This window comes from Solwaraspora sp. WMMD937 (genome assembly GCF_029581175.1).
Lineage (GTDB): Bacteria > Actinomycetota > Actinomycetes > Mycobacteriales > Micromonosporaceae > Micromonospora_E.
The window spans coordinates 2,164,186-2,190,400 of sequence record NZ_CP120738.1; the positions used below are offsets into that span (position 1 = coordinate 2,164,186).

Sequence of the window (26,215 nt, forward strand, 5' to 3'; positions counted from 1 at the left end):
CAGATGCGAACACTATCGCGCAGGTGCGGCCGAACGGAAGTACGCCCTGCCAGGTCGGCGCCCGCGTAGGGTCGGGTCAGCGGAACGCTTCCGCCACCGCGCTGCGCCAGACCGGCGGACGGCCGAGCCAGGCGGCGAGCCGCGCGTCGTGCGGGGCGTAGTGGTCGGCCAACTCCCGACGGGTACGGGTACCGGGCGGCTCGACCGGTAGTCCGTCGGACGGTGCGCCCGGTGCTCCGTCGACCAGGGCCGGCGGTGGCGTCGGCAGCGGCAGCCACGGCACCTCGTCGAGCCTCGGCAGGCCGAGGAAGTCCAGCACCTCGCCGTACACCTTGGCCGGCGTGGTCCACAGCCGTTCGGCCTCCACCAGGCAGATCCGCTCCCGGCCAACCTGAGAAGCCAACCGGTCCAGGTAGGTGGCGTACTCGCCGCGCTGCCGGTACGCGTGGTGCTGGTGGGCGAAGCTGCGGTACCCAGCCTCCACCCCGAGGCGTTCCTCCTGCCCGCGTAGCCGGGCGGACTCCAGCGCCAGCGCCCGAGCGAACGATGGCTCCGGCTCGTGCCCGGCCAGCCGTTCCACCCGGAAGTGCGACCAGGCCCGGTCCACCGGATCGCGGACCAGCACCAGCAGCCGCACGTCCGGCAGGTCCCGGGCGATCCGCACCGCCGCGTACGGGTGGTAGAGGTAGTAGGTGCTGGTCTCAAAGGCGCTGGCGGTGCCGCCGTGGCGTCGCTGCAACCGGCGGGCGGTGCGCTGGCGGGGGAAGTGCCCCCGGTACCAGTCGATGCCGCGCTCGTACGAGGTGTCGAAGAAGCTGACTCCGTCGCGCCGGGCAGCCCGCAGCACCAGCGGATGAGCGGTCAGCATCCGGTGCAACCCGGCGGTCCCGCACCGGTGCCCGCCGCAGATCAGGAATGACGGCAGCACCCGCCTCGGGGCCGTCCACTGCCCGTACGACCAGGACCGGGTGGGCACGATCCGGCGTAGCGGCTCCGGGATCCGACTGCGTAACGGCATGTCGCCCTCTCCTGTCCTGCCTGGACGGCTGTGCTGCCGGGGTGGCGCGAAACGCTATTTATCCGGATAACGATGGCGCTAACCGAACAAGAGCGGCTTCCCGCACGACTTGCCGTCATCTGCAGAAAAGGCGACAAAGGAGGATGTCGTGGGTCAGGCTGGCTTCAGTCGCGGCTCCACCCAACCCGTTTCGGTGAGGTGTTGCAGCACCGTCTGCACGCCCTGCTCGATGCTCATCTCACTGGTGTTCAGCACCAGGTCGGCATCAGTCGGCTCCTCGTACGGATCGTCGATCCCGGTCATCCCGGTCAGTTGACCGGCCCGCGCCTTGGCGTACAGCCCCTTACGGTCGCGGGCCTCGCAGACCTCCAACGGAGTCGCCACCCAGACCAGCAGGAACCCGGCCCCGGCGTCGTTCGCCATCTGCCGGGCCACCGCCCGGGCCTGGGCGTACGGTGCGATCGGGCAGCAGATCGCCACCCCGTGGTGCCGACCGACCTCGGACGCGACCCAGCCGATCCGACGGACGTTACGGTCCCGGTCCGTCTTGGAAAACGTCAACCCGGCGGAGAGCTCGCGGCGTACCACGTCCCCGTCGAGCAGTGTGACGGTCCGGTCGCCGCTCTCCCGCAGCGCGTCCGCCACCCCCCGGGCGATGGTCGACTTGCCGGAACCGGAAAGCCCGGTGAAGAACACCACCAGGCCACGATGCCGGCGCGGCGGCCGGGCCCGGGCCAGCTCCCGCGCCACCGCCGGCGGGGTGTGCCACTCCGGCAACGGGAAACCCCGGTCCAGCAGGTCGTCGATCTCCTCCTGATCGAGCGCCAGCCGCCGGTTGCGCGGCGGGATGTCGTCGCGCCAGCGCCACTGACCGTCCCGGTTGTCGTAGGCCAGCTCCCGGGGCACCAGCACCCGTGGACCGCCGCCGGAGAGCATTTCGCCGGTGGACAGCAGGTGGGTGACGCCGTACGCGGCCGCCACCCGGGCCCGCAGCAGCGCGTCGCGGATCTCGTCACCGCGCCGGGTCAACGGCACCGCGACCAACGTCGCCGGCGGCATCCGGTCCCGGGCCGCGAAGACAGTGCGGACCAGCACCTCCGGCGGCAGTCCGCTGACCCCGCCGTCGGCGACCGGGATCAGGATCAGCAGATGTGCGGCGAGGGTACGGGCGGCGTGCGCGATCTGGGCCAGCTGCGGGCGGTGCAACGGGCGGTCGGCGATCACCCCGAGCACCCGGCCCGGGGGCAGCAGCGCACGTACCTCCGCCGGGCTGCGACGCAGCCGCTGGAACGGCCCGCCGGTGCCGTCGCCGAGCCGGCGCACCCGGCCGCCGACAGCTGAGAAGCCGTCCCGGCTCGGCCAGGCGTCGGTGACCTCCAGCGCGGCCACCGGAGCACCCTCCGGGTCGGTGAGCACCAGGACCCGCAGCAGTGGATTCGTCAGGTCGAGCCCGGCGACCAGGCCGGCCGGCACCTCCAGGGTGACCGGCACCGGCCAGGCGGTGCCGTCGGCCAGCCGGCCGCGACCACGCAGCGAGGCAAGATCGGCGCGGGTGTGGAAGCCGGTCAGCGGGGCGTACGCCTCGGACAGGATCAGCTCAAGGTCGGCCAACTCGAACGGCCGCGGCGTGTACGCCGGCGCGTCCCGCAGCACGTCGTCAGGCAGCACCCAGCCGTCGGTCATCACACCCCCAATGGATCGAACTCACAGTTTCGCAGCCGGCCGGCCGTCGGTCGAGACTGGCACGGCGAGTTCTGCCACCATCGCGGGATGTCGACCATCGTCACGCGATGTCGACATACCGTCCGGGGCAGAACCAGAGCAACGCTTGCTTCCGGGTCCGGCGGTGTCACCCCTAATGGCAAGGCATGGGTCGCTCCTCAGGGAACCTCCAGGGGGAAACCCCATCCCACGATGTGCCGGCAGTCCATACGCTGGCCGGGTGACTCTCATCGCGACCGATGCGCTGACCAAGACGTACGGCGGGCGGGTGACGGCCCTGGCCGACCTGACCGTCGAGGTCCAGCCCGGCATCGTCGGCCTCGTCGGGGCCAACGGCGCCGGCAAGTCGACCCTGATCAAGATCCTGCTCGGCCTGCTCGCCCCGACCAGCGGACAGGCCCGGGTACTCGGACTGGACCCCACCACCGACGCCGACGCGGTCCGCGCCCGGGTCGGCTACATGCCGGAGAACGACTGCCTGCCGCCGGACCTCAGCGCCGCCGAATTCGTCACCCACCTGGGGCGGATCAGCGGTCTGCCGCGCGCGGCGGCCCGGGAACGGGCCTCCGAGGCGCTGCGCCACGTCGGGCTCTACGAGGAGCGCTACCGGCAGATCGGCGGCTACTCCACCGGCATGAAGCAGCGGGTCAAGCTGGCCCAGGCGCTGGTGCACGACCCCGACCTGCTGCTGCTGGACGAGCCAACCAACGGCCTGGACCCGGCCGGCCGGGACGCCATGCTGGCCCTGGTGCACCGGATCGGTGCCGAGTTCGGCATCTCGGTGCTGGTCTGCTCGCACCTGCTCGGCGAGGTGGAACGGATCTGCGACTCGCTGATCGCCATCGACGGCGGCCGGCTGCTGCGCTCCGCCCAGCTCTCCGACATGACCACCGCCAGCGACGTGCTGGCGATCGAGGTCAGCGAGGGCACCGAGGCGCTGGCCGCCCGGCTGGCTGCGGCCGACCTGCCGGTCAGTCGGGAAGGGCAACTGCTGCTGGTGCCCGCCGAGAACGGTTCCGACGTGTACGACCGGATCCTCACCGCGGTCGTCGAACTCGACCTGCCGCTGCACCGGCTCGACCAGCGCCGGCACCGGGTCGCCGAACTCTTCGCCACCACGGAGGACTCCCGTGTCAACGTCTGACCAGCTCACCGCCGCCCGGGGCACCGGGCCGACGCCGGCCGGCCCGGCCGCTGCGGGCAGCACCTCGAACGGCGCGCCGGGCGGTGTCATCCACGACATCGGCTACCAGCGCTACACCGGAGTCCGGCTGGGCCGCCGGCACGTCGTCGGCGCGCTCTACGCGCACAGTCTGCGTACCGCCTTCGGCCTCGGCCGCAGCGCCAAGGCCAAGATCTTTCCCTGGTTCATCGTCGGGGTGGTGGTCGTCGCCGCCGCCGGCCTGGTGGCCGTCCGCGCCCAGATCGGCCAGGTGCTGCTCAGCTACGCGCAGTTCGCCGACACGATGAGCTGGCTGGTGATCTTCTTCGTCGCGGTGGTCGCGCCAGAACTGGTATCCCGCGACCTCGGTAGCGGTGTGCTGCCGCTGTACTTCTCCCGGCCGTTGCGGCTCGTCGACTACCCGCTGGCAAAGTTCGCCGCCCTGGCCACCGCCGTGTTCATGCTGCTCGGCGCACCACAGCTGGTGATGTTCCTGGGCGGCGCGTTCACCACCGACGCCGGCTGGTCCGGGGTGTGGGACGAGGTCACCGACCTCGCGCCGGGCCTGGCATACGCCGTGCTGTGGGCCGGTGTGTTCAGCGCCATCGGGCTGGCGGCCGCCTCGGTCACCGGCAAGCGGGCATTCGCCGCCGGTGGGATCGTCGCCGTCTTCCTGATGACCATCCCGATCGGCGGGGTGCTCTCGGTGCTGCCGTCGGTCACCGTCAACCAGCTCGCCGGCCTGGCTACCCCGTCCATCCTGGTGCAGGGGACGGGTATCTGGCTGTTCCGCGACGCGCTGGTCCCTGAGTCGGGAACCGGTCTGGACATCGGCGATTTCGGGCCGGTGTACGGGCTGGTCACTGTCGTCCTGATCGCCGGCTGCATCGCCGCCCTGATCGCCCGCTACCGGAAGGCGGCCCGTCGATGACCACCTCGACCTCGACCCCGAGCTCCACCCCGGCCGCTGCGGCCCCGGTCACCTCCGCCGCCGGCACCGGCACCTCCAGCCCCGCCGGCCGCCCCGCCGCTATCGAGCTCGCCGGGGTGTCCCGCTGGTACGGCAACGTCGTCGCGGTCAACGACGTCAGCATGGCCCTCGGTGCCGGGGTCACCGGCCTGCTCGGCCCGAACGGCGCCGGCAAGACCACGCTGCTGCACATGATGGCCGGCTTCCTGCCGCCGTCGCGGGGTGCCGTCACCGTCGAGGGCGAACCGACCTGGCGCAACCCGGGCGTCTACCGCAAACTCGGGCTGGTCAGCGAACGGGAGGCCGTGCACGGCTTCCTCACCGCGTACGAGTTCGTGCTGGCCAGTGCCCGGCTGCACGGGTTGCCCGACCCGGCGGCCGCCGCCCGGCGGGCGATCGAGCTGGTCGAGATGACACCGGCGCAGGACCGGCGGATCGGCACCTACTCCAAGGGGATGCGCCAGCGCACCCGGGTCGCCGCCGCGCTGGTGCACGACCCGACGGTGCTGCTGCTCGACGAGCCGTTCAACGGCATGGACCCGCGCCAGCGGATGCACATGATGACGCTGCTGCACTCACTCGGCGACGCCGGCCGGACCATCCTGTTCAGCTCGCACATCCTGGAGGAGGTCGAGCAGGTTTCCGGCACCGTCCAGGTGATGGTCGCCGGCCGGCTGGCCGCCTCCGGCGACTTCCGCAGCATCCGGCGGCTGATGACCAACCGGCCGCACGTGTTCGCCGTCCAGTCCAGCGACGACCGGGCCCTGGCGGTGGCACTGCTGCGCCACGACTCGGTCACCGGCGTCGACCTGCCCAAGGGCGGTGGGATCACCGTACGGGCCGGTGACTACGGCAGCTTCACCCGCGCCCTGCCCCGGATCGCGCTGACCGAAGGGATCCGGGTGCACCGCCTGCTGCCGTCGGACGAATCCCTGGAGAGCGTCTTCTCCTACCTCGTGGAGGCCTGAGAGCCGTGAACTCGACCGTCATGTGGATCACCGCGCGTGGGCTGTTCGGCCGCCGCCGGTTCCTGCTCCTGCTGCCGCTGCCGGTGCTGGTGATCGCCCTCGCCGTCCTGTGCCGGTGGCTCGGTGTCGCGCCGGGTAACTGGGCCCAGCCGGTCCTGATCGCGCTCGGCCTGGCCGTGGTGCTGCCGGTGGTGGCGTTGATCGTCGGTACCGGGGTGCTCGGTTCGGAGATCGACGACGGCACCATCGTGCACGTACTCAGCAAGCCGCTGCCGCGCTGGCAGATCGTGCTGCCGAAGCTCGTAGTCGCGTTCGGTGTCACCACGCTGACCGTCGCGGTGCCGCTGTACGTCGCCGGGGTGCTCGCCGAATCGGTGCGCCTCGGCCTGGCCCTGGCCGCCGCGAGCGCCGCCGGAGCGCTGGCGTACTCGGCGCTGTTCGTGGCGCTGAGCCTGGTCACCCGCCGTCCGGTGCTGCTCGGCCTGGTCTACGTGCTGATCTGGGAAGGGCTGCTGGGCAACATCGTCTCCGGCACCCAGGTGCTCTCCGTCCAGCAGTACGTGGTCACCTTCGCCGACCGGATGGCCGCCACGACACTGTTCGACGGCCAGGTGTCGGTCACCGTGTCGGTGATCATGACCGCGGTGATCGCGGTGCTGTTCACCCTGCTCGCCATCGATCGGCTCCGCTCGTTCAGCGTGGCCGGCGAGACCAGCTGAACCGACCGTACCGAGCGGCTCGTATCGGGGGGTGCCCGTGCCGGCCGACCAGTCTCCCCGCTGGTCGGCCGGCCCGGCCGCGTCAGCCCGTGTTGCGCATGCCGGCGGCGATGCCGTTGACCGTGGTCAGCAGGGCCCGCTCCAACGCGGTGTTGTCGCTCGGCGCCCGCCGGGCACCCGGCGCGGTCGCCACCGTCCGCGTCGCCGCCCCCGAGTCGCGGTACTGCCGCAGCAACGCCACCTGCAGGTGGTGCAGCGGCTCCAGGTAGGTGTCCCGGACCGCGAGGGTGCGCTGCAGCACGTTGTTGTTCTGCAGCAGGCTCGACGACCCGGTGATCGCCAGCACCTCGCGTACCGTCCGCTCGTACTCCTCAGTGATCTTGTCGAAGATCGGCTGCAGCGGACCCGGCACCAGCGTCTCCACGTAGCGCCGCGCGATGCCCAGGTCGGTCTTGGTCAGCATCATCTCGACGTTCGACAGGAACGTGCGGAAGAAGTGCCACTGCTCGAACATCTCGCCGAGCACGTCGGACAGGCCGGCCTCACGGGCGGCGGCCAGCCCGGAGCCGACCCCGAACCAGCCGGGCACGATCTGCCGCGACTGGGTCCAGCCGAAGACCCATGGAATCGCCCGCAGCCCACCCAGCCCGGCGCCGGTGTTCGGCCGCTTCGCCGGCCGGGAGCCGATGTTGAGCGCGCCTAGCAACTCGGTCGGGGTCGCCGCCCAGAAGTACGCCGGCAGATCCGGGTCCTCGACCAGCGAGCGGTAGCAGCGGAACGCCGAGTCGGAGACCACGTCCATCGCCGCGTCCCAGTTTTCCAGCAGCTCCAGCGGCTGGCGCGGCTCGGTGTGCAGCAGCGTCGCCTGCAGCACCGCCGCCACGGTCAGCTCCAGGTTTTCCCGGGCCAGGGCGGGGATCGTGTACTTGTCGGAGATCACCTCGCCCTGCTCGGTCACCTTGATCGAGCCGTCCAGGGTGCCGTACGGCTGAGCCAGAATCGCCTCGTGCGTCGGCCCACCGCCCCGGCCGACGGTGCCGCCCCGGCCGTGGAACAACCGCAGGCGTACGCCGTGCCGGGCCGCGACGTCGCGCAGCGCCCGCTGCGCCCGGTGAATCTTCCACTGGCTGGTGGTGATGCCGGCCTCCTTGTTGGAGTCGGAGTAGCCCAGCATCACCTCCTGCACCTCGCCACGCGCGGCAACGATCGCCCGGTACGCCGGCAGCGAAAGCAGTTCGTCGAGCAGATCGCCACCGGAATCCAGCTCGGCCGGGGTCTCCAGCAGCGGCACGAAGCCGACCCGGGCCAGCCCGTTGTGCACGTCGACCAGGCCGGCCTCGCGGGCCAGTACCGCGGCGGCCAGCACGTCGTCGGTGCCCAACGTCATCGAGATGATGTACGACTCGACGACCTCCGGGCCGAACCGCTGCTGCGCTTCGCGGATCGTGCCGAAGACGTTGAACGTCTTGCGCGCCGACTCGGTCAGCGGAACATCCATGCTGGACAGCGGACGCCGGCCGGTCAACTCGTCGGCCAGCAGCTTTGTCCGCTCGGCCCGCGACAACGAGTTGTAGTCGGTCACTTCGCCGACCCGGGCGTACATCTGGGCCAGCACCGCGTGGTGAGCCTCGGCATGCTCGCGCACGTCCAGCGTCGCCAGGTGCAGACCGAACGCCGACACCGTGCGGATCGCCGACGCCAGTTTGCCGACCGCGGTCAGCTGACCCGAGTTGCGGGCCAGCGACGCCCGCATCAGCTCTAGATCGGACAGCAACTCGTCGGAGCCGCGGTAGTCACGGCCTGGCACGTGTGCGGTGCCCCGGTTGAGTCGCAGCCGGGTGTTCGCCAGCTTCGCCTTCACGCACCGGGCCTTCAGCCGGTACGGCTCCTCCGCGTTGGTCCGCCGGAACCGGGGCGCCACCTCGGGCAACGCGTCCAGGTCCTTGGCCAGGCTGGCCGACAGGTCCAGCGAGACCCCGCGCAGCCGCCGGGACACCGACACCTCGTTGATCAGGGCGTCCATCGCCTCGTCGGTGGCCTGGATGCCGTGCTCGTGCTGGATCATCAGCACGTCGCGGGTCACCGCCGGGGTGACGTACGGGTTTCCGTCCCGGTCGCCGCCGATCCAGCTGCCGAAGGTCAACGGCCGTGACGTCGGTGAGGTTTCAACGCCCAGTTTGCGCAGCGTGTCAGCGAGGTCGTCGAGTACCTGCGGGGCGGCGTCGGCGTACAGGTCACGCAGATAGTAGACGGCGTTACGGGCCTCGTCGGTCGGGTCCGGGCGGTCCAGCCGCAACTCGTCGGTCTGCCAGAGCAGATCCAGCAGTTCCGCCAGCCGGCGGCTGCTCGCCGAGGCGTGCTCGCTGGCCCCGTACAGCACCGCCTCGGACATCTCCACGTCGAGCTCGTCGGCGACCGCCCGCAGCTTCGACAGGATCGACCGGCGGGCCGCCTCGGTCGGATGCGCGGTGAACACCGGGCGTACCGCGAGCCGGCGGGCAGCGGCGGCGATCTCGTCGGCCGACACCCCGCGAGCGGAGATCAACGTCGCGGCCTTGTCCAGCCAGCCACCCTCGGTGGCCCGGCGGCGGCGCAGGTCCCGGGCCCGGTGCACCTGCTCGGTGATGTTCGCCAGGTGGAAGTAGGTGGAGAAGGCGCGGGCCAGCTTCGTACCCGTCGTCACGTCCATCGCGGCGAGCCGGGCCGCGGCCGCCTCGGCGTCGCTCCGTACCTGGGTACGGATTTCCTCGACCAGGTCGAGCAGCGGCTGGCCCTCCTGCCGGGCCAGCGTTTGGCCGAGAAGGGTGCCGAGCCGGCGGATGTCGGCCCGCAGCGCCGCGTCCGGCCCGTCATGATCCTGACCGCTGCCAGCAGCATCGGTGCCGGCCTGCGTGCTGCCGGCCTGGGTGGCGCCGGGTTGCTGGGCGTTTGCGGGTTGGGTGGCGGCGAGTTGCTGGGCGTCGGGCATCGGGTTTGCGGACAGCTCAGTCACTGGGCGCTCCTCACGCGAGTACGAAGGACGGCGCTGTCCGACAACTTGGATGTTATCGGCCGTCCCCCCGGCCACGGGGAAACTGGTGAGTCTTGTCTCAACGTTCGGCGTACCGTCCCGAAATGTCCCTATAAAACCCCTCTCGCTGCTTGCGCCTACTGCGCTCTTCGGAGCTTCCGCCCCTCTTGTCGGCTGTCCGGGTGAGGTTGGGTCCGCGCTCTGCAAGATCATGTGAGCGCTATGGACGTCTCAGGGTCGCCGAGACGTCCATAGCGCTCACATGATCTTGGCGTCAGCTGTGGTCGGCGACCGTCCGGCGATCGCCCGGCGGACACTATGAGCGAGTTGTTCTTTTTGTCGGAGCACCTCGTCGGCCGTGCAGCGCACCACCAACCAGCCGGCCGCCTGCAGCGCGTTGTAGCGAGTCACGTCCCGGCGGAAGGTCATGCGTTCCCGGTGGTGGTCACCCTCGTATTCGATGGCGATTCGCCACTGCGGGTAAGCAAGGTCGACGCGGGCGATGAAGCGGCCTCGCGATCCGGGGCGCGCTGCCGGCGACGCCACCCCCGGCGGCGGAAGGCGCACCTCGTACTGTGGGGTCGGGCGAGGCAGGCCGGCATCGTGCAGTAGGAGCCGGAGCCGTGACTCCATCGGCGACTCGGCCAGCGGCTCGGCGAGCGCGACGAGTTCGCGCAGTTGAGCAACGAGGCGCGCACCCGCTTTGGTGTCGAGGTAGCGGGTGAGGGCCTCGCGGCTCAGCAGGCGCCGGTGCAACATGGCGTCGAGTGCGGCGAGTGCGTCGGCGCGGGGCAGCAGCCTGCCCAGATCGAACGCGGTGCGCACCTCGGTGGTCATCGGTATGTCGTTGAACAACGTCGTGACGTCGGTCGGAGCGAGCGTGGCGTAGGTGACCGCGATTTGTCGGTTGGGTTTCGGTCGAGTCGATCGGGGCAGGGTGACGTGCACCGGGCTGCGGCGGGGAAGCAGGTCGACACCGCAGAGGTACGCGGCGCTCAGCCCGCTGATCGCCCCGCCGATCGGCAGTTTCACCGCGACCGCCTCGCACCACATCCGGTGGTCGTCGGGGTCGTACGACGCTGCCTCCACGTAGACGTCGGGAAGCAGCCGTTGCCAGGCAGGGCCGCGGAGCATTCGCCAGGTGATCCGGCCGGCAGCCACCGCTCGGCTGCCGGAGAACGGGGCGAACCTCAACTCGCGGGGGATTCTGGCGGCGACCGGCATCGGCAGAGCCTGCCGGCCAGGAACGACTTCCCGCTGCCCCGGCGGCCGGTTACGTCACCGATCCGACTGTTCCCGCACGAAGACACCTTCGCCTTGGCGGCCTTCGATCAGACCTTCGGCCTTGAGGATCAGCAGAGCCGTCCTGACCGAGCCGTACGACACGCCGTAGTGCTCGATGAGCCCTTGCGTCGTCGGCAGCTGGTCACCGGGTCGTAGCTCGCCTGAGCGAATCTGGGCTCGGATGGCGGAAGCCACCCGTTCGTACTTCGGCGTGGTCATGTCGGTTGGTCTCCCTGGCTCGCAGCGCCAAGTAGACCACTGAAGATCGACAGCGTCTATTACGTCGACAGTGTCGACAATGTCGACGCTCTGTCGTAACCTCAGTACTGCTCTCCTTGGCTCGCAACCGGGTGGAGCAGGACTTTGTAGGCGGCCCGGGTGGAGTTGGCGCACCAGGCTCCCGGGCCTTGACCGGGAGAGGACCCCGGCCCATGAGCAATCTACCGAAGCGTGCCCATCCGCCGTGGTGTCTGCGCGGCGCCGACTGCGCCACCGCGCCCGACAGCGCCGCCTGGCACTCGTCTCACCTGCACCGCGTCCCCGCAGCCGACGTGCACCCCTGCGTGGACGTCGCCGTCGGCCGCTGGCAACTCGATCCGGCCGAACCAGCGCAGGCGGCCCGAAGGCAGCCGACCGGCGCGACCGGTGCGGCGGCGCTGCTGGCTGGCGGCGTACTACGGGAATTTCGGCTCGGTGACGACGTCGACCAGTGGCCGGTTGACGGCGCGCAGGCGCTCGCCCTGACCCGGCTCATCCCGCGACTGCTGCGCGACGACGTCGCGCCCCGACGCCGCCGCGCAGCCTGACGGGGTGCCGGCTGACGGTCGAGGCCGGCGCGTCGCCGGTCGGCGACCGTAGGTTCAGTACGGTCAGTCGACGACGGCGTACGCGCGGACCGGCGCGGTGTCCAGCCCGGCGAACATCGGCGGTACGGCGCTGAACCGGAACCCGTACGCCGGTAGCTCGCCGAGCCCACGTAGGTGCTCGACGATCGGGATCCCGGCGGCCAGCAGGATGCTGTGCGCCGGCCGGGCACCGTTGGCCGAGGGTGCGGTGTCGTCGATGTTGATCGAGTCGATGCCGACCAGGGCGACTCCGGCCGAGGCCAGCAGCTCCGCCCCGTCTGCCGTCAGGTACGGGTGGTCCGGGTCGGCGTACCGCTCGGTGCCGAAGTGCGCCGACCAGCCGGTGTCCAGCAGCACCGCCCGCCCCGCCACCGCGCCGCCGGCGGCCGTGCCGTCGTTGGCAGCCGCGTCGCCGGCGACGGCAGCCCCGGCCAGGTGCGGGCGCAGCAGCGCGGCGTCCACCGCTCGCACCGAGGACGGCACCCGGACCACCACGCCGGGCAGATCAGCCAGCTTCTCCAGCGGCAGTCCGGCCAGGTCCGCCCCGTCGGACCAGCGGTGCGACGGGGCGTCCAGGTACGTGCCGGTGTTGCCGATCATCGTGATCTGGTTGATCCGGAACGTGGTGCCGGCCGCGTACCGCTCGGCCGAGGCCTCCCGGCTGAGCCACTCGGTGATCGCCGGAGCGGGTAGTCCCGGATAGGTGACCATACCGTCCCGGACGACGTGGCTGAGTTCGACGAACCGTTTCTTGGTCGGTGTGCCCATGTCCGGCGAGGTTAGTGGGTGAGGGCGGATCGGTGGGCGGATAGGCTGGTAGGCCTGACCCCCCGCCCGGACCGGGCGTGGGGTTGTCGTCGCGTGCGCGCCGCCGAAGCGCGCACCACAGCAAGGCGTATCCCACCGCGGAGGTTGTAACCATGACCGCGCTCGCCGGCCTGCTCAGCGCCGCCCTCGCCGATCCCGCCCTGACCCGGGTACGGGATCTGGCCGAGATTGCCACGCCGGAAAAGGACGGGTTGGACGTCACCGCGCCGCCGGCGCTGCGTCCGTTCACCGTCGCGGCGGTGGCCGCCGAGGCGCAGGCGGGCGGGGCGGGGCGACCGGTGCTGGCGGTCACCGCGACCAGCCGGGAGGCCGACGACCTGGCCGCCGCCCTCGGTGACCTGCTGCCGGCCGGCCAGGTGGCGGTCTTCCCGAGCTGGGAGACGTTGCCGCACGAGCGGCTGTCGCCCCGCTCGGACACTGTCGGGCGGCGGCTGGAGGTGCTGCGCAGGCTCGCCCATCCGGATGCCGAGTCGGCGCGCGGGGTGACCGGTGCGCTGCGGGTGGTCGTGGCCCCGGTCCGCTCCGTGCTGCAGCCTCAGCTCAAAGGGCTCGGTGACCTGGAACCCGTCCAGCTGGCACCGGGCCGGGCGGCCAGCCTGGAGGAGGTCGTCGACCGGCTGGTCTCGATGGCGTACGCACGGGTCGACCTGGTCACCAAGCGCGGTGAGTTCGCGGTTCGCGGCGGCATCCTGGACGTGTTCCCGCCGACCGACGAGCACCCGTCCCGGGTCGAGTTCTGGGGCGACGACGTCGAGGAGATCCGCACCTTCGCCGTCGCCGACCAGCGCACCATCGAAGCCGTCGACCGGCTGTGGGCACCGCCGTGCCGGGAACTGCTGCTCACCGACCCGGTACGCCAGCGGGCCGCCGAGCTGGCCAAGCAGCATCCCGAGCTGGGCGAGATCCTGGACAAGCTGGCCGAGGGCATCCCGGTCGAAGGCATGGAGTCACTGGCCCCGGCCCTGCTGGACGGCACCGACAGCATGGAGCTGCTGCTGCACTGCATGCCGGCCGGCACCCACGTACTGCTCTGCGACCCGGAGCGGATCCGTACCCGGGCCCACGATCTGGTCCGTACCTCGGCGGAGTTTCTCGAAGCCAGCTGGGCTGCGGCCGCCGTCGGAGGCCAGGCCCCGATCGACCTGGGCGCAGCAGCCTTCCGCACCCTCGCCGAGGTACGCGCGGTGGCCGCCACGCTCGACCAGCCGTGGTGGACGCTGTCCCCGTTCGGCCTGGCCGAAGCCGACACGGCGACCGACACCGACACAGCAGGCGCGCAGCCATGGGAGGACGCGCTGGCCCCGGTGAGCGTCAGCCCGGACACTGGCGACGCGGTGGCATTGGCCGCCGTCCCGGCACCGCTGTACCACGGGGAGACCGCTCGGGTCGTCGACGACCTCAAACGCTGGACCGGCGACGGCTGGTCGGTGGTGCTGGTCTTCGAGGGGCACGGGCCGGCACAGCGGTCAGTCAGCGTGCTGCGCGACGCCGGTCTCGGCGCGACGCTCGTCGAGACCCTGGCGACCGCGCCCACCCCCGGCGAGCTGGTCGTCACCTGCGGCAGCCTCGGCAACGGTTTCGTCGCCGAGCGGGCCCGGCTGACGATCGTCACCGGCGCCGACATCAGCGGCGGTCGGGGTGCGTCCACCAAGGACATGCGCAAGATGCCGAGCCGGCGGCGTAACACCATCGACCCGTTGGAGCTGCGCGCCGGCGACCACGTGGTGCACGAGCAGCACGGTATCGGCCGCTACGTCGAGCTGGTGCAGCGCAAGGTCAACGGCGCCGACCGGGAGTACCTGGTCATCGAGTACGCGCCGGCCAAGCGCGGCCAGCCCGGCGACCGGCTGTTCGTCCCGACCGACCAGCTGGACCAGCTGTCCCGCTATGTCGGCGGGGAGCAGCCGACGTTGCACAAGATGGGCGGCTCGGACTGGCAGAAGGCCAAGACCCGGGCCCGCAGGGCGGTCCGGGAGATCGCCGCCCAGCTGATCCAGCTGTACGCGGCCCGCAAGGCAGCCAAGGGGCACGCGTTCGGCCCGGACACCCCGTGGCAGCGGGAGCTGGAGGACGCCTTCCCGTACACCGAGACCCCGGACCAGCTCGCGGCGATCGACGAGGTCAAGGGCGACATGCAGCAGTCGACCCCGATGGACCGGCTGATCTGCGGCGACGTCGGCTACGGCAAGACCGAGATTGCGGTACGGGCGGCGTTCAAGGCGGTGCAGGACGGCAAGCAGGTGGCGGTGCTGGTGCCGACGACGCTGCTCGCCCAGCAGCACTTCAACACGTTCGCCGAGCGGATGGCCCAGTTCCCGGTCGAGATCCGGCAGCTGTCCCGGTTCGCCACCCCGAAGGAGACCGAGCAGACGCTGACCATGGCAGCCGAGGGCACCGCCGACATCGTCATCGGCACCCACCGGCTGCTGCAGTCGGCCACTCGCTTCAAGGCGCTCGGGTTGATCATCGTCGACGAGGAGCAGCGGTTCGGGGTGGAGCACAAGGAGCACCTGAAGTCGTTGCGCACCTCGGTCGACGTGCTGACCATGTCGGCGACGCCGATTCCGCGCACCCTGGAGATGGCGATCACCGGTATCCGGGAGATGTCGACGATCGCCACCCCACCGGAGGAGCGCCATCCGGTGCTGACCGCTGTCGGGGCGTACGACGACAAGCAGGTCGCCGCCGCGATCCACCGCGAGCTGCTCCGCGACGGCCAGGTCTTCTACCTGCACAACCGGGTCGAGTCGATCGACAAGGCTGCGCGGCGGCTGCGCGAGCTGGTGCCGGAGGCGCGGGTTGCGGTGGCGCACGGCCAGATGGGTGAGGACGCCCTGGAGAAGGTGATGGTCGGCTTCTGGGAGAAGGACTTCGACGTCCTGGTCTGCACCACGATCGTCGAGTCGGGCATCGACATCCCGAACGCGAACACATTGATAGTGGAGCGGGCCGACCTGCTCGGCCTGGCCCAGCTGCATCAGATCCGCGGCCGGGTCGGCCGGGGTCGGGAGCGGGCGTACGCCTACTTCCTTTATCCGCGCGAGAAGCCGTTGACCGAGCACGCCCACGAGCGGCTGGCGACCATCGCCCAGCACACCGAGCTGGGCGCCGGCATGTACGTGGCGATGAAGGACCTGGAGATCCGGGGCGCCGGCAATCTGCTCGGCGGTGAGCAGTCCGGCCACATCGAGGGAGTCGGGTTCGACCTGTACGTGCGGATGGTCGGCGAGGCGGTGCAGAACTTCAAGGGCGAGGCGCCCGACGACGCCGAGGCCGCCGAGGTGAAGGTCGACCTGCCGGTTGACGCGCACCTGCCGCACGACTACATCGGGGTGGAGCGGCTGCGGCTGGAGATGTACCGCAAGCTTGCCGGGGCCCGCGACGCCGCCGCGCTGCAGGAGGTCGTCGCCGAGATGACCGACCGGTACGGCGAACCACCGGCGCAGGTCGGCAACCTGGTGGCGGTGGCGAGGTTCCGGCTGCTGGCCAAGGCGTACGGGCTGACCGACGTGTCGATGCAGGGCAAGCATGTCCGGTTCGCCCCGCTGGTGCTGCCCGACTCGAAGCAGCTGCGGCTCAAGCGTTACCACCCGGACTCGGTCTACAAGTCGGCCGCCGACCAGGTCAGCGTGCCTCGGCCGACGACCCGGCGGATCGGGGGCGAGCCGCTGCGCGACCAGGCGCTGCTGGACTGGTGCGCCCAGCTGCTGCGCGACGTGCTCGGTGACCCGCCGACCACGGGTGCCGTACTGTCGACGGACAGTGCCCGGGTCGGTGCACCGGCCGGCAGGGGTGCGTGAGAGAGTGTCGTCCATGCAGCGTGTCCGTCGCCTGGCGTCGATCACCGTCATTGCCCTGGTCGGGGTCGCCGCACTGTCCGCCTGCCGGTCGCAGCCCGGGGTCGCCGCCTACGTCGGCGACGAGCAGTACACCGAGGAGCAGGTGACCAGCCTCATCGACGACATGGCCGACCAGCTCGGCGAGCAGGCCGGCCAGCAGGGTGCCCCGCTGCTGCCGACTCGGCAGCAGGTGGTCAGCGCTCTGGTGCTCGCCGACGTCTGCGCCCAGCTCGATGTGCCGGGCGGCGCGCAGCCGGTCTCCCCGCAGCAGTTGGGTCTGCCGCCCGCATCGGAGTACGGGCAGACGGCTTCGCAGGCCTGGACCTGTATCGTCGGCCTGCAGGCCGGCGGCCAGGTGCAGCCGACCCAGGAAGAGCTGTTCGACCTGGTCGAGAAGGGCCGGGCCGCCGGGGTGATCCCGGACGAGGTCACCGACGAGGAGGCCGCCGGCCAGCTCGACGGTGAGCAGTTGCGCTCCTCGCTGGCCGCCCGCGACGCGCTCGCCGACGCGGTCGCCGAACAGGACGTCACGGTCAACCCGCGGTACCGCCCACTGGAGTTCCCGGTGCTCAGCTTCCAGGCCCCTCAGGGCAACGTGATCGCGGTCGGCATCCCGCTGGGCGACGGCGACTCGGGCACGGTCTCCGAACGGCAGTGAACCCCCGGATCATCCTGCTGGTCACCTCGCCCCGGCTGCCGGCCGGGCTGCTCACCGCGCAGGCCTGGGACGTCGTACGCCGGTTTCCGGTGTTCGCCGCCGTGGACAGTGAGCTGGCCGCGGCGGTCAGCGTCGCCGGTGGCGCTGTCACTGTGCCGGCACCGAAGTCGGAGTCGGCTGAGGAGACGCTGCTGGCGGCCGCCGCCGAGCACGGTACGGCGGTGTGGCTGGCCGGTCCGGCCGGTGACGAGGACCTGGCCCGCCGGCTGGGTCTGCGGCTGGCCCGCGAGCCCGCCCTGGCCGAGCTGGAGCTGATGTACGGCTCCTGGGATCCGCCCGGCGCCCGGCTGCTCGACGCGGTCGAGGTGATCGACCGGCTCGTCTCACCGGGCGGCGATCCGTGGAAGCGGCAGCAGACCCACGACTCGCTGGCGCGGTATCTGCTGGAGGAGAGCTACGAGGCGTACGACGCGATCTCCGCCGGTGACCTGACGGCGCTGCGCGACGAGCTGGGTGACGTGCTGCTGCAGGTGGTGCTGCACGCCAGACTCGCCCAGGAGCTGCCGGACGGTGAACGCTGGGACGTCGACGACGTGGCCGGAGGCCTGGTGGCGAAGATGATCCGCCGCAACCCGCACGTCTTCGCCGGTGTCGCGGTGGCCGACGTCGATGAGATCATCGACAACTGGGAGCGGATCAAGGCCGCCGAACGGGCCGCGTCGGGTGTCGCTTCCGGGGCGGGTGGCATTCCGTCACCGATGGACGGGATCGTGCTCGCCCAGCCGGCGTTGTCACTGGCCGACAAGGTGCTGCGCCGGGCTGGACGCGCTGGGGTCGACGTACCGCTGCCGCAGCCGGACGCGGCCGACCTGGAGCCGGACGGTGCGGCGGATCCGTCGACGCGGCTCGGCGCGCAGTTGCTTGCGCTGGTCGCGCAGGCCCGAGCCGACGGCCTGGACGCCGAAGGCGCGTTACGCCGGGCGGCCCTCGCGTACGCCGCCGCCGTCCGCGCCGCGGCCGGGTGACGGCGGTCGCGTGGCGTCACCGGTCGGCACCGTCACCGGTCGTCGGCTCGGAGGCCTCCGGGCGCAGCCGGATGCCGAGCAGCTCCAGGGTCAGGAACGTGACGACGCCGAAGAAGAGCGCGATGTCGGCGACGTTGCCGATGAACCAGTCGAAGTACGCGATGAAGTCGACGACGTGGCCCTGCCCGAACGACGGCTTCCGGAACAGCCGGTCCAGCAGATGGGTGAACGCCCCACCCAGCACCAGGCCGAGCGCTGTCGCCCAGGCCCGAGAACGGGCCCGCCACGCGAACCAGGCGGTCACGCCGACACCGATCGCGGCGGCGACGGTGAAGATCCACGTGGTGTTCTCGCCGAAGGAGAAAGCGGCACCCGGGTTGTAGATCAGTTGAATGCCGAGGGCGTCGCCGATCAGCGGGGTTCGCTCGCCCCGGGTCAGCGTCGCCTCTGCCCACATCTTCGTCAACTGGTCGACGACGAGCACCGTGGCGGCGATTGCGAAGGCGAGCCACGGAGCCCGCTCGGTCCATCGCTGCCGCCGGGGCGCGCGTGCTGCCGTACCGCCGTCAGTCGGTTCGTGGATGCTCTCGTCGGTGCCGGCCCGATCGCTCATGATCGGTGATTCTCCCACCGCTGCCCGGAAGTGCACAGCCGCGTCGACAGGCTCCCCGAACCCCGCACCCTGCCCGGCAGGGTCGGAGTACGCCACTGGCTCCGCCTGCACGACTCAAGCCTAGGTGGACGGTGCAACTGGCAGGTCGGCCGATGTTGCGAACAGCTACCAAGGGCGCAGAAAGGGGATACCGTTGGGAAGAGGTTTCCGGCGGGCTTCCTGACTGCGGAGGGTTCGTGGTGTCGCAGTTGTGGTTGTGGTCCTTCGTGGTGGTCGCGCTCGGTGCCGTGCTGTACTTCGTCCGCTGGATGCGCGAGCCCAAGGGCGTCCCGGTCGCCGTGTACCTGCTCGCGATCGTCATCCTGATCTGGTCTGCCATCTGGCACGCGGTGATGGCGCTTGGCGGCGCCCTGACCACGGTCGGCGACCATGCCGTGCACTGGGGGTACTACGCCGACTGGATCGTCACCGCACCGTTGCTCGGTTACGCGCTGGTGCTGGTCGGAACGCATGCGTCGGCCGGCAGGAGGACCGACCTGGTGGCCCTCGTGGTAGTGACCAGCGTTCCCATGATCTTCTGCGGACTGGTCGGGGACCTGGCGCTCGAACCGACCACGCGGTACCTCGCCTACGGCGTCGGCGTGCTCGCGCTCGGCGCCAACTATGTCGTGATCTGGGGGCCGCTGCGCAGAGCGGCAGCCCAGCAGCCGGACCACATGCGGACTCACTTCGACCAGTTGGCCGTGCTGCTCAGCGCACTGTGGCTCGGCTTCACCCTGGTCTGGCTGGTGGGACCAGCCGGTCTAGGCGTGTTCGACGAGCCCACCACGACGGCGGTGTTCGTGGTCCTCACGGTGCTGATGAAGATCGTGTGGAGCGCGCTCGACCTGGGGCGGCTGCGGTTGTTCGCCAACCGGGATGCGCTGCACGTCGTGCATTGAGTGCCGACCGTTGGCTGCTGCGCCGGGCCGGGCGGGTCGTCGTCCCGGCGTTCGGCGTGGTGCTGCTGATCCAACTCCCGGCGCTGAGCCACCCGACATCAACGGCCGATTCCACGCTACCGTTGCTGGTGGGGCTGTTACTCGGCCTACCCCACGGTGCCGTCGACCATCTGGTGCCGGCCTGGCTGAAACCCGCCGCCGACGAATGGCGAGCACGGGCAGGTCTGCTCGTCGGGTACGTCTGCCTCGCAGTCCTCGTCTGGTGGATCTGCTACCGCGTCCCCGGCCCGGCGCTCGTCGTGTTCCTGATGGTCGCGGTCGTCCACTTCGGCACCGGCGACGAGGCGTTCCACCGGCAACGGGACGCGCGACGAACACCGCCTCGGCCGTACGCCGTGCTCGCCTACGGAGCGCCGCCGGTGCTGCTGCCGTTGACGCTCTGGCCGGACCACGTTGATCCGCTGCTGGAGAGCATCGGTGCCGGTTCGGCGTACCTGCTGAACAGCGAGGTCCGGGTGAGTGCCGTCGTGCTTGCCGGCGCGGCGGTGGTCGCCACCATGGTCGACGACCTGCGGGCTGGCCGGCGCGGTGACGCCGGATACCTCGGGCTGCTGATCGCCGTGTTCGTGCTGGTGCCGCCTGCGTGGGCGTTCGGCACCTACTTCGCGGCGGGTCACTCGGTGCGGCATGTGGCCCGGCTGCTGCTGGCCGACCCCGGCAACGCTGCCACCCTGGCCGCCGGCCGGCTCGGTCCGGCACTGTGGCGGTTCGCTGCCCAGGCGGCGGTCCCTACCGGAGCCGTACTGGCTGTCCTGGTGCCGTTCGCCGTCTCGGCCACGCCGCAGGTGGGGCTGTCCACCGGCTTCGCGGTGTTGGCCGGGCTAACCGCACCGCACGCCCTGCTGGTGCTCTGGCTCGACCGGCGCGGCGTCGACTGTCCGGCACGAGGGCTGCCGGGCCGGCAGAACTCGACCCAGCCCGATGGCGAGGCCGGCCGCGACGATCAGTACGCCGAGGCTCTGCCCGGCCGACGGTGGTTCCCGATCGAGCAGAGCGGCCGAGACGAGGGTGGCGATCGGCAGCACACCGATGAACATGCCGGCACGTTCCACTCCGAGCCGGCGCAGCCCGGTGAACCAGGCCAGGAACGCCACCACGGTCAGCATCACCGCCAGGTAGCCGAGCGCCGCCGTCTCGGCCGCCGTCGGTAGCCGCCAGCGGCTCGCCTCTCCGGCGACGAGCGCGGCCAGCGCGAACATCGGCACGGCCAAGCCGCAGCTGTACGCGGAGACCCGTACCGCCCCGAGCCGGTCCAGCAGGGCGGCGGCGAGCAGTGAGAACGCCACCTCGCCGGCGAGCGCCCCCGCGCAGGCGGTCAGCCCGACGGCATCGGCGGTGCCGGCGCCGTGGACGGTCGCCGTACCGACGACCACGATGCCGGCGGCAAGCACCAGCCGGGCTGCCGGGCGGCAGCCGCGCAGCAGCGGGCCGAGCATCGCCAGCCGGCGTACCGGCCGGCTGATCATCGAGGACGACTACGACGCCGAGTTCCGCTACGACCGGGACCCGGTCGGCTGCCTGCAAGGGCTGGCCCCGGACCTGGTGGCGTACATCGGCTCGGTCAGCAAGGCCCTGGCGCCTGGGATGCGGCTGGGCTGGTTCAGCGTACCGCCGGATCTTGGGCCGGCGGTGCTGGCCGGCAAAACAGCGGCCGACCTCGGCGGACCGGTGTCAGCCGTATCGCGTGACGGAGCGGTTGGCGAATGGCCCGAGGCCAGCCCGGTCTCCGCGTCGGTGTCGGTGGGATGGCCTAGGGTCGGTGGCATGGCGTCGTTCGTACCTCTGGCTGAACGCATCATCGACGCGCTGCTGGCCAGCGATCCGGCCCTGGCGTCGTCGGCCGGTGACCACCGCCACGACGACCGGCTGCCGGACCTGTCGGTCGACGGGGTCGCCGCGACCGCGACGATGCTGCTGGACGCCACCAACGCGCTCGCCGAGGTGGACGCGGACACACTGTCCACCCAGGAGCGGGTGGATCACGCGATCCTGTCGGCGATCGTCGACCGGCGGCTGTTCGAGCTGACCGAGGTGCGTGCCCGGGAGTGGAATCCGCTGGTCTACAACCCGGGGCCGCTGCTGCACGGGCTGATCGCCCGCCCGTTCGCGCCGGCCGCGCAGCGGCTGACCAGCCTGGCCGGGCGGCTCGGCGCCGTACCGGACGTGCTGGCCACCGCGCGCGAGACGCTGCGCGGCGTGCCGGCGATCCACGCCGAGACCGCCGCCGGCCAGTTCGCCGGCACCGCCGCGCTGGTTCGCGACCAGGTGCCGGGGCTGCTGGCCGAGGAGCCGGGGCTGCGGGACAAGGTCGAGCCGCTGGCGGCCGAGGCGGCGTTCGCGTTGGACGAGTTCGCCGGCTGGCTTCGCGACAGCCTGGACCGCGACGTCGACCGGCGGGACCCACGGCTGGGCCGGCGGCTGTGGGAGGCTCAACTGTGGCACACCCTGGACACCGAGCTGACCGCCGCCGACGTGCTGGACCGGGCCTGGGCGAATCTGGAGCGGGTAACCGGCGAGATCCGGGCGGCGGCGGCCGAGCTGACCGGTGGGCCGGCCACCGACGACACGGTACGCACCGCGTTGGCCCGGCTGGCCGCCGAGCATCCGGACGACTCGTCCATCGTGTCGCTGGCGCAGACCGCGATGCGGGAGACCACCGAGTTCGTCGCCGCCCACGATCTGGTGTCGATGGTGGACGACCGGTGCGTGATCCAGGAGATGCCGGAGTTCGCCCGGGGCGTCGCGGTGGCCTACTGCGACCCGCCCGGGGTGCTGGAGCGAGCCGACGTGCCGACGTTCTACTGCATCGCGCCGACGCCGACGGATTGGCCCGCCGAGCGGGTCGAGTCGTTCTACCGCGAGTACAACGACCACATGGTGCGTAACCTGACCGTGCACGAGGCGATGCCGGGGCACTTCCTGCAGTTGGCGCACGCTCGCCGGTTCCTCGGCACCACCCGGGCGCGGGCGGTCGGCCGGTCCGGGCCGTTCGTCGAGGGCTGGGCGGTGTACGCCGAGGAGATGATGGTCCACGCCGGGTTCGGTGGCCTGCCGGTACGGCTGCAACAGTTGAAGATGCAGCTGCGGATGACCATCAACGCGATCCTGGACCAGCTGACGCACTGCGCGGAGCTGCCGCAGGCCGAGGCGATGGCACTGATGACCGGTCGGGGCTTCCAGGAGGAGGGCGAAGCGGCCGGCAAGTGGCGTCGGGCGTTGCTGACCTCCACCCAGCTGTCCACGTACTTCGTGGGCTACGCCGAAGTGGCACAGGTGGCGGCGGCGCGGCCAGCCGGCGTACCGGCCCGGCAGTGGCACGACGCGATGCTGTCGCACGGCTCCCCGCCGCCACGGCATCTGCCGGCGCTAATGTCGATCTGACCGGCCGCCGCCCCGCTGGTGTTCGATCAGCCAGCGGGAGATCGAGTACGTTGCCGGCAGCTCGGCCGGCAGGTCGTCCAGGGCGAACCACCGGGCCTCGGCGATCTCCCGGCCGTCGACGACCGGTTCGACGTCCGGCCCGGCGCGGGCGGTGAAACCGGCGAGCACCACGCCGGGGCCGGACATCGCCCACGGCTGGCTGCCGAAGTAGTCCACCTCGTGCACGTCGAGGCCGACCTCTTCGGCGACCTCGCGGTGCACCGCCTCCTCCAGCGTCTCGCCGGCCTCGACGAACCCGGCGACCAGGGCCCAGACGGCGGTCGGCCCGTAGGTGTGCCGAACCAGCAGCAACTCGTCACCGTCGGGGCCGGGGCTGCGGGTGATCGCGGCCAACACGGCGGGGGAGAGCTGCATCGGTACGTACAGGTCGCAGCCGGGGCAGCGGCGCGCGTGCTCGCCAGGCACCTCGACCAATTCGGTGGCGCAGGCTCCGCAGAACCGGTGGGTACGCCGCCAGGTGATCACCTGCAGAGCGCGTCCGGCGAGCGCGGCGAGTGGCTCACCCAGCTCACCGGCCATCGCCGGCCAGCTCCGCCAGCCGCCGAGCTGGTCGTCGACGGCGGGCAGGCCGGCTGCCCACACCCGGGTGCCGTCCAGGCTGCCCAGCGGCACCCACTCGGTGTTGGCCGGAAGATCAGCCACCGACGGTAGTCCGCCGTCGGCGCCGACCAGCAGCCGGCGGCCGGCCACCACCAGACACGGATCGGCCGGGTCGGCGCCCCGGCCCACCCGTGCGTCGGGAACGAATCTGCTGGGCGGGGCCGGATCGCTGGGCGGGGCCGGATCGGCCACGGGCAACCCGTTACGCGGGGCCGGGTCGACGGTCGACGGACCGTGCTCCGTGGGGGAGCGTGAAGGCGGTCTCGTCGGCAGTGTCACTGTACCGGCTTATCGCGAATTCGACGGTCTGTCCATCGACCACCCCGGTGAAGCTGCCCAGCGCGCCCTCGGTGGTGACACACACGTCGAACCGGGACGCCGCCGCCCCCTGCACCTGGCTGACCTGCACACAGGTGGCGTGTCGGCCAGCGATCGTGGTGTCGTTCTGGCTCACCACGGCCGCCGGATCCAGCGCGGTGGCGTTGAGTAGCGTGATCACCACCGGTGGGGTGACCAGGCCGCCGGCGTTGGCGTCGGTGAACAGCTCCGGATCTGGTTGGGCGGACGGGGACGGCCCGCTGGTCAGGGTGCAGACCGGCGGGGAGTCATCGGTGTCACACTCGGTGGTGGTCTCGTCGGTGACGATCAGCTTGCCGCCCGGGTAGACGTACGCCGTACGGTGCGGGGTCTGCGCCTGCACGATGCTGGCACTGGCCCCGCCGACCAGCTGGTACTCGGCCGAGTAGGTCAACGCTCTGGCCCCGTCGAGTCGGGTGGCCAGCTCGTTGACCAGGTCGGCCGGCTCGATGGTCTGGCCGGCGTCGGCGATGGTCTGGCAGCCGGCGACCAGCAGCAGCGTGCCGGCGGCGGTGGCCGCTGCGCCGCGGCGGAACCGGTTCTCCGTTGCACGCATGGTGACAGGGTGACCGATCCTGTCCACCCACCGCAAACCGATTGCCATCAATGTCAGAAAATAAGATCGATGCCGGATCCGGGTGGTTCCCGACGCGTACATCCCGCGTTTCGGAAGCCTGCGCCCGCAGCGTCACCGTCGCCCGATACGCTGCCACCGGAACGGTCGGCCGCACCGTCGCGGCCTTGCGGGACTTGATCACGAGGAGCGACACAGTGGCTACCATCGAGGGAATCGTCGCCAGGGAGATTCTCGATTCGCGCGGCAATCCGACCGTCGAGGTCGAAATCGGGCTTGACGACGGCACCATCGCTCGCGCTGCGGTGCCGTCCGGCGCATCCACCGGGGCCTTCGAGGCGATCGAACTGCGTGACGGCGACGCGGACCGTTACTCCGGCAAGGGCGTCGAGCAGGCGGTGGCCAACATCGAGGAGCGCATCGTCGACCAGCTGGTCGGTTTCGAGGCGAGCGAGCAGCGGCTGATCGACCAGAAGATGCTGGATCTGGACGGCACCGCGGACAAGTCCGGGGTGGGCGCGAACGCCATTCTCGGCGTTTCCCTGGCGGTCGCGAAGGCCGCCGCGAACAGCGCCGAGCTGAGCCTCTTCCGGTACCTCGGCGGGCCGAACGCCCACCTGCTGCCGGTGCCGATGATGAACATCCTCAACGGCGGCGCACACGCCGACTCCAACGTCGACGTGCAGGAGTTCATGATCGCCCCGATCGGCGCGCCGACCTTCCGGGAAGCGTTGCGCTGCGGTGCCGAGGTCTACCACAAGCTCAAGTCGGTGCTGAAGAAGAAGGGCCTGGCCACCGGCCTCGGTGACGAGGGTGGCTTCGCCCCGGACCTGCCCACCAACGCCGCCGCGCTGGACCTGATCGCCGAGGCGGTCGGCGCCGCCGGCTACCAGCTCGGCACCGACATCGTGCTGGCGCTCGACGTCGCCGCCACCGAGTTCCACCGCGACGGCGCGTACGTCTTCGAAGGCGCCGGCAAGACCTCCGACGAGATGGTCGCCTACTACACCAAGCTGGTCGGCGAGTACCCGATCGTGTCCATCGAGGACCCGTTGGGCGAGGACGACTGGGCTGGCTGGTCAGCGATGACCGCCGCGCTCGGCGACCGGATTCAGATCGTCGGCGACGACCTGTTCGTCACCAACCCGGAGCGGATCGCCCGGGGCATCGCCGAGCAGGCGGCGAACGCCGTTCTGGTCAAGGTCAACCAGATCGGCTCGCTGACCGAGACGTTCGACGCGGTCGAGCTGGCCCACCGCAGCAACTTCCGCTGCATGATGAGCCACCGGTCCGGTGAGACCGAGGACACCACGATCGCCGACCTGGCGGTAGCCACCGGCTGCGGTCAGATCAAAACCGGCGCACCGGCCCGCTCCGAGCGGGTGGCCAAGTACAACCAGCTGCTGCGGATCGAGGAGGAGCTGGCCGACGCGGCGCGCTACGCCGGGGCCGGCGCGTTCCCGAGGTACCGTTCCGCCTAGCGTCCCGCCGGTTCGACCGGCCCGGTCCTGGTGACCGGGTCCGGTCCGACCGGTCCCGGCGCGCCGACGGTTCGACCAGCCGCCGGCGCACCCGACCGGT

At 71.2% G+C, this 26,215-nt stretch carries 21 protein-coding genes and 1 pseudogene; 13 read left to right on the forward strand and 9 right to left on the reverse strand.

All coding sequences use genetic code 11. From position 1 onward, the window contains the following. Nucleotides 1-76: 76 nt before the first annotated feature. Together O7621_RS09340 and cysC are read right to left on the reverse strand one after the other, a co-directional pair. On the reverse strand, nt 77-1,018 hold the full coding sequence (locus O7621_RS09340; protein WP_282233606.1) for a sulfotransferase domain-containing protein: 942 nt from the start codon (nt 1,016-1,018) through the stop codon (nt 77-79). Nucleotides 1,019-1,171: 153 nt separating this feature from the next. Continuing rightward, entirely contained in the window at nt 1,172-2,701 is a 1,530-nt protein-coding gene (gene cysC, locus O7621_RS09345) for an adenylyl-sulfate kinase (RefSeq protein ID WP_282233607.1), read from the reverse strand. A gap of 259 nt (nt 2,702-2,960) precedes the next feature. Here cysC and O7621_RS09350 point away from each other — a divergent pair, with 259 nt between their 5' ends. From O7621_RS09350 to O7621_RS09365, 4 genes are all read left to right on the forward strand, one after another. Then, a complete protein-coding gene (locus O7621_RS09350; protein WP_282233608.1) occupies nt 2,961-3,884 on the forward strand; it encodes an ABC transporter ATP-binding protein in 924 nt (307 codons plus the stop codon). An 88-nt stretch (nt 3,885-3,972) separates the two neighbouring features. After that, on the forward strand, nt 3,973-4,833 hold the full coding sequence (locus O7621_RS09355; RefSeq protein WP_282234519.1) for an ABC transporter permease: 861 nt from the start codon (nt 3,973-3,975) through the stop codon (nt 4,831-4,833). Then, nucleotides 4,830-5,840 carry an ABC transporter ATP-binding protein gene (locus O7621_RS09360; RefSeq protein ID WP_282233609.1) on the forward strand — a complete coding sequence of 337 codons (1,011 nt, stop codon included), beginning with the start codon at nt 4,830-4,832 and terminating at the stop codon, nt 5,838-5,840. Before O7621_RS09355 ends, O7621_RS09360 begins: the two co-directional genes overlap by 4 nt. 20 nt (nt 5,841-5,860) lie before the next feature. Beyond that, nucleotides 5,861-6,559, forward strand: coding sequence for an ABC transporter permease subunit (locus O7621_RS09365; protein WP_123606025.1), 699 nt, complete (start codon nt 5,861-5,863; stop codon nt 6,557-6,559). 82 nt (nt 6,560-6,641) lie between these two features. Here the strand turns inward: O7621_RS09365 and ppc are convergent, their stop codons facing one another. From ppc to O7621_RS09380, 3 genes are all read right to left on the reverse strand, one after another. Beyond that, complete coding sequence (gene ppc, locus O7621_RS09370; protein ID WP_282233610.1) at nt 6,642-9,551, reverse strand: phosphoenolpyruvate carboxylase; 2,910 nt, start codon at nt 9,549-9,551, stop codon at nt 6,642-6,644. 276 nt (nt 9,552-9,827) lie between these two features. Further along, the gene (locus tag O7621_RS09375) at nt 9,828-10,793 is read right to left on the reverse strand and encodes a DUF559 domain-containing protein (protein ID WP_282233611.1); all 966 of its coding nucleotides are present in this window, start codon (nt 10,791-10,793) and stop codon (nt 9,828-9,830) included. A gap of 54 nt (nt 10,794-10,847) precedes the next feature. Beyond that, entirely contained in the window at nt 10,848-11,072 is a 225-nt protein-coding gene (locus O7621_RS09380) for a winged helix-turn-helix domain-containing protein (RefSeq protein ID WP_278173860.1), read from the reverse strand. A gap of 212 nt (nt 11,073-11,284) precedes the next feature. On the opposite strand from O7621_RS09380, the gene O7621_RS09385 reads away from it, so the two are divergent. Continuing rightward, a complete protein-coding gene (locus tag O7621_RS09385; RefSeq protein ID WP_282233612.1) occupies nt 11,285-11,659 on the forward strand; it encodes a hypothetical protein in 375 nt (124 codons plus the stop codon). Nucleotides 11,660-11,722: 63 nt separating this feature from the next. On the opposite strand, the gene O7621_RS09390 is transcribed toward O7621_RS09385, so the two are convergent. Further along, nucleotides 11,723-12,466 carry a cyclase family protein gene (locus O7621_RS09390; protein WP_282233613.1) on the reverse strand — a complete coding sequence of 248 codons (744 nt, stop codon included), beginning with the start codon at nt 12,464-12,466 and terminating at the stop codon, nt 11,723-11,725. 152 nt (nt 12,467-12,618) lie between these two features. On the opposite strand from O7621_RS09390, the gene mfd reads away from it, so the two are divergent. From mfd to O7621_RS09405, 3 genes are read left to right on the forward strand one after another with little or no spacing between them, the layout of a single operon-like run. Next, nucleotides 12,619-16,326, forward strand: a complete 3,708-nt coding sequence (gene mfd, locus O7621_RS09395; RefSeq protein WP_282233614.1) for a transcription-repair coupling factor — start codon at nt 12,619-12,621, stop codon at nt 16,324-16,326. Nucleotides 16,327-16,339: 13 nt separating this feature from the next. Next, nucleotides 16,340-17,023 carry a hypothetical protein gene (locus O7621_RS09400; protein WP_282233615.1) on the forward strand — a complete coding sequence of 228 codons (684 nt, stop codon included), beginning with the start codon at nt 16,340-16,342 and terminating at the stop codon, nt 17,021-17,023. Then, the gene (locus O7621_RS09405; protein WP_282233616.1) at nt 17,020-18,048 is read left to right on the forward strand and encodes a MazG family protein; all 1,029 of its coding nucleotides are present in this window, start codon (nt 17,020-17,022) and stop codon (nt 18,046-18,048) included. Before O7621_RS09400 ends, O7621_RS09405 begins: the two co-directional genes overlap by 4 nt. Before the next feature lie 16 nt (nt 18,049-18,064). Here O7621_RS09405 and O7621_RS09410 read toward each other — a convergent pair whose 3' ends face one another. Continuing rightward, entirely contained in the window at nt 18,065-18,661 is a 597-nt protein-coding gene (locus tag O7621_RS09410) for a signal peptidase II (RefSeq protein ID WP_282233617.1), read from the reverse strand. 236 nt (nt 18,662-18,897) lie between these two features. Between O7621_RS09410 and O7621_RS09415 the strand changes: the two genes are divergently transcribed. The 4 genes and pseudogenes from O7621_RS09415 (at nt 18,898) to O7621_RS09430 (ending at nt 23,043) form a co-directional block, all read left to right on the forward strand. Next, nucleotides 18,898-19,602: a bacteriorhodopsin gene (locus O7621_RS09415; protein ID WP_282233618.1), complete on the forward strand. Its 705-nt coding sequence runs from the start codon at nt 18,898-18,900 to the stop codon at nt 19,600-19,602. Further along, nucleotides 19,599-20,813, forward strand: a complete 1,215-nt coding sequence (locus tag O7621_RS09420) for a Brp/Blh family beta-carotene 15,15'-dioxygenase (RefSeq protein WP_282233619.1) — start codon at nt 19,599-19,601, stop codon at nt 20,811-20,813. Before O7621_RS09415 ends, O7621_RS09420 begins: the two co-directional genes overlap by 4 nt. 295 nt (nt 20,814-21,108) lie before the next feature. Further along, nucleotides 21,109-21,282: pseudogene (locus O7621_RS09425) on the forward strand (PLP-dependent aminotransferase family protein); the annotation flags it as partial. 144 nt (nt 21,283-21,426) lie between these two features. Then, a complete protein-coding gene (locus tag O7621_RS09430; RefSeq protein WP_282234520.1) occupies nt 21,427-23,043 on the forward strand; it encodes a DUF885 domain-containing protein in 1,617 nt (538 codons plus the stop codon). Here O7621_RS09430 and nudC read toward each other — a convergent pair. Beyond that, entirely contained in the window at nt 23,029-23,895 is an 867-nt protein-coding gene (gene nudC / locus O7621_RS09435; protein ID WP_282233620.1) for an NAD(+) diphosphatase, read from the reverse strand. The two genes, O7621_RS09430 and nudC, sit on opposite strands and share 15 nt — an antisense overlap. A 10-nt stretch (nt 23,896-23,905) precedes the next feature. Next, nucleotides 23,906-24,616 carry a hypothetical protein gene (locus tag O7621_RS09440; protein ID WP_282233621.1) on the reverse strand — a complete coding sequence of 237 codons (711 nt, stop codon included), beginning with the start codon at nt 24,614-24,616 and terminating at the stop codon, nt 23,906-23,908. 215 nt (nt 24,617-24,831) lie between these two features. Here O7621_RS09440 and eno point away from each other — a divergent pair, with 215 nt between their 5' ends. Further along, nucleotides 24,832-26,115 carry a phosphopyruvate hydratase gene (gene eno / locus O7621_RS09445; protein WP_282233622.1) on the forward strand — a complete coding sequence of 428 codons (1,284 nt, stop codon included), beginning with the start codon at nt 24,832-24,834 and terminating at the stop codon, nt 26,113-26,115. Nucleotides 26,116-26,215 lie beyond the last annotated feature (100 nt).